Origin of the sequence: Nocardia coffeae (genome assembly GCF_019890715.1) — a bacterium.
Classification (GTDB): domain Bacteria; phylum Actinomycetota; class Actinomycetes; order Mycobacteriales; family Mycobacteriaceae; genus Nocardia; species Nocardia jiangxiensis.
In genome coordinates this window covers 1-2,559 of the sequence record NZ_JAINZY010000044.1, presented here as the reverse complement: position 1 = coordinate 2,559, position 2,559 = coordinate 1, and the positions used below count along the sequence as shown (strand labels likewise).

Genomic DNA, 2,559 nt, shown 5'->3' with positions numbered 1-2,559 from the left:
CCTTTGTGGGACAGTTCCGCCCATGGGCCGCTTCGGATATGCGCGAGTATCGACCCGGGGACAGAAAGACGACTCCCAGCTCGACGCACTCAATGCCGCCGGGTGCGAACGGATCTGGGTCGACAAGGCATCCGGCAGACTCGCTCGCCGCCCGGAATGGGACAAATGCTTCGAACACCTCCGCCGCGGCGACGAAACTGGTGATCACCCGCCTGTCGCGGCCGTTCCGCTCAGTCCGCCACATGACCGAACTCGCCGCCCAACTCGACGAACACGGCATCGACCTCATCGTGCTCAAACAGGGCATCGACACCACCACCCCGGCCGGCCGGTTCCTGTTCCACGTCATCGCCGCCATGGACGAAATGACCGCCGACCTGATCAGCGAAGGCACCCTCGAAGGCCTCGAATCCGCCCGCGCCCGCGGCCGCACCGGCGGCCGGCCTCCCGCCCTGACCGAACTCCAGGTGAGCAAGGCACGCGAGATGTACGAAGAACGTGACGGGCGAGCAAGCGGAAGTACACGCTCACCCAGATCGCCGAGACCTTCAACGTCTCCCCCAAGACCATCTACCGCCACCTCGCCCCGGGCAACCCCACCAGCTGATCAGCGATTATGGCATTCAGCTGTTTTCCAGCGGGCCTGTCAGCCGGCGGCCTAACACGATCCTCACCGGCACCCCGACTCCGCTGGCGCCGGGGTCGTGCACCACGGCGGTGATGATCGTCGAATCGGTCAGGTTGTGCTTGTGCACCGCCTTGTCGAAGCCGAATCCCTGATCGGCGACCGCGTTGTAATGCCCGCGCCGCAACAGCACCAGCCAACCGTGGTTGTCGTTGACCCATGCCACGATCTGCGCCTGCTGATTGATCGGCGGCTGCGCCGCCACCTGCGTTGCCGCAGTGATCAGCGCGCCGGTGACAGCGGCAATGAGCAACACTCGCTGATACGACATATCGGTTCCCCCCGGACGTGCTTCGGCTGCCCGAGCTGTAACACACAAGAATATCTGGAATTCGTTCGCCCACAACAGATTTCGTCGGTACGCCGATGCGGATACTTTCAGCGAAGGTCGAAGCGTGGTGCTGGGGTGTACCCCCGCACGACGCCTGATGACGGCACCTGGCGAGGCCCTGATGTCATTGTTGCGCCGCCCAGCGGGGTGAGTGAATACGGAAACCGGTCCGTTTGTTACCCGCAGCCCACCCTAATCGGCAGCGGAATGTGGACAGCCGCAATGGATTACGGCTAGCTTCGGCTCGGGCGCTGGAGTTTCCTCCGGCTGTGAGTTCAACGGTCGTAGGGAGTCACAAGTGAACAGCGACGCTCGCCGTCATAGTGGCCTTGCTGGAACGCGCAGGCCACCAGCTCGTCGAGTCGCACTCGCGACCTGGTTGTTCGCCGCCGGCGTGGGTCTGGTTTCGGTCCTGGCCCCGCAAGCTACCGCCGCCCCAGTCCTGATCACTTGTGGCGCAGACGAATACGAAAACGTCGACCACGTCTGCGTCCTGCGCCCGGAGCAAGCTCCCACCGCCCCAGACGGGGCAACCGCCCAGTGCAAGGACGGTACCTACAGCTTCAGCCGACATCGCGCGGGCACCTGTTCGCACCACGGCGGTGTCGCCCGCTGGTTGTAGCCCTCGTTGCACGGAACACCGGGGAATTCAACATGGCAGGTGGTGACGGGTTGCCCCGCAGAGCGACACCCCCCGATCAGCTGCCTGACCAGCCAGATCCTTCAGTGAGAGAATGAAAGGCAATCCAGATGAGGAAACTTGCTCTCGTCGTCTGCGCGGCAGGTGTTACCGCGGTCGCGCTGCTTTCGGGCACCGCGTCTGCGGACTCGTACTCCGGCACTGACCGTGCTTTCCTGATCGAGGCGGGTCTGATCGGGGCATCCGCGGGTTGGCAGGCCGATGGGATCCAGCTAGCCCATCAGATATGCATGGGCTTCGCCGGCGGTGGCCTCACCGCCGCAGAGGTCCGGCGGATTGGGACTTCACGCTTCGGCACCTGGGTCGGCGATCGGATCGCCGGTGCCGCAGTGGACAACTACTGCCCGTTCAATCGTCCGGCCGACCTGGGGCCGACGCCAGGTCCGCCAGCGTCGACCGGTTCCGCTGGATAGAGGACTTTTCCTTCGATCGCAGGAAAAGCGATCTCGACCAATAGATCTCGACCAAACAAGAGGAACAGCGATGTCTCGTCATGTACCGCAACGGACTGCGCTCCGGCTGATCGCGGGAGCCATCGGCGCGACAGCGCTGTTGATCGGTTCGGCTGCTGCAGCAGCCGAACCACTCCTTCCATCTGGCAGCGGCTCCAGTGCACCACCGCCTGCGGCACCACCGGCGCCGCCGGGCCCCTTGGTCACATTGCTCAGTTACTGCGAGAACACCGGTGATGTCGCCCATGTAGCCAACGGCCGGACCGTGTACTGCGTACTGGTCGACCGCACCGACGCCCACGTGTGGTCCTACAGCCGACACAGCATGGTCAGCGACCCGAACAAGCGGCCCTACACCTGCGACCACGACCGCTGCCGCATGCCCGACGGC

Annotated in this window: 4 protein-coding genes and 2 pseudogenes; 5 read left to right on the top strand and 1 reads right to left on the bottom strand. The window is 64.4% G+C overall.

Annotation, left to right across the window (positions count from 1 at the left end; translation table 11 throughout):
• Positions 1 to 22 precede the first annotated feature (22 nt).
• Together K7711_RS49550 and K7711_RS49610 are read left to right on the top strand one after the other, a co-directional pair.
• Positions 23 to 181: pseudogene (locus K7711_RS49550) on the top strand (recombinase family protein); the annotation flags it as partial.
• Between the two features lie 61 nt (positions 182 to 242).
• Positions 243 to 662 carry a recombinase family protein gene (locus K7711_RS49610; protein WP_235748900.1) on the top strand — a complete coding sequence of 140 codons (420 nt, stop codon included), beginning with the start codon at positions 243 to 245 and terminating at the stop codon, positions 660 to 662.
• Here the strand turns inward: K7711_RS49610 and K7711_RS46910 are convergent.
• On the bottom strand, positions 624 to 956 hold the full coding sequence (locus tag K7711_RS46910; RefSeq protein ID WP_222979636.1) for a hypothetical protein: 333 nt from the start codon (positions 954 to 956) through the stop codon (positions 624 to 626). The genes K7711_RS49610 and K7711_RS46910 overlap by 39 nt on opposite strands.
• A 358-nt stretch (positions 957 to 1,314) precedes the next feature.
• On the opposite strand from K7711_RS46910, the gene K7711_RS46905 reads away from it, so the two are divergent.
• From K7711_RS46905 to K7711_RS46895, 3 genes and pseudogenes are all read left to right on the top strand, one after another.
• Positions 1,315 to 1,638, top strand: coding sequence for a DUF3761 domain-containing protein (locus K7711_RS46905; protein WP_308015257.1), 324 nt, complete (start codon positions 1,315 to 1,317; stop codon positions 1,636 to 1,638).
• A gap of 128 nt (positions 1,639 to 1,766) precedes the next feature.
• The gene (locus K7711_RS49535; RefSeq protein ID WP_222979634.1) at positions 1,767 to 2,129 is read left to right on the top strand and encodes a DUF732 domain-containing protein; all 363 of its coding nucleotides are present in this window, start codon (positions 1,767 to 1,769) and stop codon (positions 2,127 to 2,129) included.
• Positions 2,130 to 2,199: 70 nt separating this feature from the next.
• Positions 2,200 to 2,559 (top strand): annotated as a pseudogene (locus K7711_RS46895) (hypothetical protein); the annotation flags it as partial.

Excerpts from the sequence above, each read along its gene's own strand:
- K7711_RS46910 (WP_222979636.1), bottom strand. The coding sequence starts at position 956 with ATGTCGTATCAGCGAGTGTTGCTCATTGCCGCTGTCACCGGCGCGCTG.
- K7711_RS49535 (WP_222979634.1), top strand. The coding sequence starts at position 1,767 with ATGAGGAAACTTGCTCTCGTCGTCTGCGCGGCAGGTGTTACCGCGGTC.
- K7711_RS49610 (WP_235748900.1), top strand. The coding sequence starts at position 243 with ATGACCGAACTCGCCGCCCAACTCGACGAACACGGCATCGACCTCATC.